Origin of the sequence: Thermogladius sp. (assembly GCF_049970955.1) — an archaeon.
Lineage (GTDB): Archaea > Thermoproteota > Thermoprotei_A > Sulfolobales > Desulfurococcaceae > Thermogladius.
This window is the reverse complement of the sequence record NZ_JBMFLY010000095.1, coordinates 1-2,736: the sequence shown is the minus strand read 5'-3', so window position 1 is coordinate 2,736 and position 2,736 is coordinate 1. Positions and strand designations below refer to the sequence as shown.

General features: G+C 62.7%; 3 protein-coding genes. All 3 read right to left on the bottom strand.

Annotated features, from left to right (window positions below):
• A partial coding sequence (locus tag ACP5VX_RS06910) for a CRISPR-associated endonuclease Cas3'' (RefSeq protein ID WP_428725146.1) occupies positions 1 to 815 on the bottom strand: 815 nt, incomplete at its 3' end.
• Positions 790 to 2,553 carry a CRISPR-associated helicase Cas3' gene (gene cas3 / locus ACP5VX_RS06905; RefSeq protein ID WP_428725145.1) on the bottom strand — a complete coding sequence of 588 codons (1,764 nt, stop codon included), beginning with the start codon at positions 2,551 to 2,553 and terminating at the stop codon, positions 790 to 792. The genes cas3 and ACP5VX_RS06910, both read right to left, overlap by 26 nt.
• A partial coding sequence (locus tag ACP5VX_RS06900; protein ID WP_428725144.1) for a hypothetical protein occupies positions 2,543 to 2,736 on the bottom strand: 194 nt, incomplete at its 5' end. The genes cas3 and ACP5VX_RS06900, both read right to left, overlap by 11 nt.

The following is a 2,736-nucleotide window of genomic DNA, read 5'->3' as shown; positions in this document are numbered from 1 at the left end:
CAGCGCCCGGCCTCTACGGTGAGTTGCGGCAACCCCCTCTCCCAGACCTCGACCAGGCCGCTGTACCCTCCCCTCGCCACGAGCGAGACGGCGTAGTCGGCGACGATGACCGCGCCCGCGACTGAGGCGACGAGCCTCAGCTCCTTCTCGGGCGGGGTGTACCGGGCTATGCTTTCCGCTAGTGCTGCGATCTCGGCGTCGCCCGCCTTGGCCAGTCCCTCCGCTGCGGTCGCGACGCGCAATACTACATCCTCTGGAAGGTAACCGGCGCGGCCACACGCGTCCAGCACTTCCTTCACCCAATCGGGGTTCAGCCCCCTCACGGACCCGACGAGCACTCTCTTCTTGTTCTCGTCGAGTTCCTCTATGGAAGCCGAGACCCTCATCGCCTGGTGGTGCCTGAGGGCAACGTGACCGGCCAGCCTGAGGAGCCCGCGCAGGCTACTACCGGGCGCGGCCCTGGGCGTGTCTACGGCCTCCGCGAGGTTTAATAGCACGGCTGTGGACACGTGGTGGAGCGCGAAGGTCAGAGAGCCGCCGTTCCGTAGGACGCTCTCTACCCTCTTCTCGCCCTGGTAGTACCGGGAAGCCTTCCCCAGGTCGTGGAGGCAGGCCGAGACCGCGAGGAGCTGCGTGGGGCTGGGGAGGTCCCGCCCCGCGAGGACCTTCACTCTTTCCTCAAACAGCTGCTTGGCCAGGCAGGCGACAGCAAGGGAGTGCTGGGCCAGCCCCTCGTAGACAGGCCTCCCATCCCTGACCTCCAGGAAGGCCAGGGGCGGCTTCGGCTGGCTACTCGTAGACCACACCCCTCTCACTGTCGTAGCAACTAGCCGAGAGCTCGACGTAGTAGTCCCTTAGAGAAACACCGCTCAGCTTATGCTCGTCCTTGACTCTCCGGTAGACTGTGTTCGTCAGGTCGAAGGGTGTCTTGACCTGCTTCAACTCAACCTCTACATCCACCCCTCGTTCCTCGTTACCAACCATTAGCTTCACCTTGAACAGGACACTGCCATTTTTGAAACCGACACACCTACTGAAGCCGCTGCTCTCAAGTAACCTGGACAGCCTCCCCAGCTCCATGGGCACGAAGTTCTCGACGTCCCCGCCCGGGGCCAGCTTGACGAGGGTGGTCGAGGAGAGCTCCCCCCTAAGCAGCTCTCTGAGCACTGCCATCATCCTGGAGGCCGGCAAGTCCAGGGAGAGAGCCTTGCTGAGCGCCCACTGCTTGACGGGCGCAGAGTAGCCGCCTAGGGCGCCATAGACTTGCTCCATGAGGTTCGCGAAGCTGACTCGACCTGAGCCTGGGGGGTAGTCCTCGAGGAGCCTCCAGTCGATGGTCTTCCCATCTTTGATCGTCGTCTCGACCACTTCGAGCGACCTCTTTACAAGCCCCTCGTCGTAGACCCCCTTGTAGTTCTCGTTCTTGACCACGTAGACCTCGACGCCCTCCCGCGAGCACTTCTGGGCCGTCTTTGAGCGGCAGAGCCTCCCAGCCCTCTGAGCCAGGTTCTCGATGGGCGCTGCGTCGGTGACGAGGGCTGGGGCCTCGACCTCGACGCCGGCCTCCACCACCTGGGTCGCCACTATAGCCCCCGGCCCACCGCGGTCGACGATGTCCCTGACCTTTTCGAGCTTCTTCTCCCTGTCCCTAGCCCCCAGTAAGCCGTGTAGTAACACTACCTCGTCGCAACCCGCCTTCTTCAGCCCCTCGTAGGTTTCCACGGCCGACTTCACCGTGTTCCTTATCACCAGCACCGTCCTGTCGCGGCAGAGGCCTTTGACGACTTGGAGGGCCTCGTCCTCGCCGATCAGTTTCGTGCGCCAGTCGAAACTGTTCCTGTCGTACCAGTCCCTGTCGCTCACCACGCGGAGGCGGTCGCCCACGACCCTTCTATAGTTCTTCGCGAGGGAAGAGCCCGAGCAGTCCTCCGTCCCGCACACTAAAACGGTGGGGAGAGGCCTGTCCACGACGTCTGCTAGGGCCTTGAGCTTCGCTGAGGGGATTGTGGCCGTCTCGACCGCCACGGGGACGCCCAGCCTCGCAAGGTGTGCCACGGCTGCTTGAACCATCGCAAAGACCGCCCTCTCGCTGCCCGAGCCGAGGAATACGTGGGCCTCGTCGAAGACGTTGACGGACGTGTAGATGCCCATGCTGGCGACGTAGCCGTGACCCTGGCTGAGGTGGTTGACGACCTTGTCGAACTCGGCTACGGGTATGCCGAACGCGTTCCACGCGTAGCTGTCCAGCGTGGTGACGACTATGTCGCGGAGGAAGAACGGGTCCTTGTCGGCGCCGCCCTCGATCTCGTCCATGCTCTGGTAGCCTGTCTTAAACCCGTAAACGTTGTTCCGGAACTTCTCTAGGTATATCTCCTTGACAAGGGCCCTGTACGGGACTACGTGTATCAGCCCGTATGCTAGGCCGTCGCCGCGAGCCTTATTTAGGAGGTGGGGCGAGGTGAGCGTCTTGCCGTATGAGGTGGGGGCTACTAGTACTGAGACCCCCTCCCTCTTCACACCGTCGTAAAACTCCTGGAATACATCATCTTTCAAAGTACGCGTCCCTCAGGACGTCCAGCAGCCTTGCCACGCCGTCCCTCAGCTCTCCCGGCAAGTCCTTCACGTGGTACAGCGGTGCCATGAGCCTCGCGCACTCCACTAGGTGCGTCTTGTTCCCCGTGAGGAAGGACTCCGAGACGAGGTTGACGCACTCGCCGAGCGGTGAGAGGACCTTCT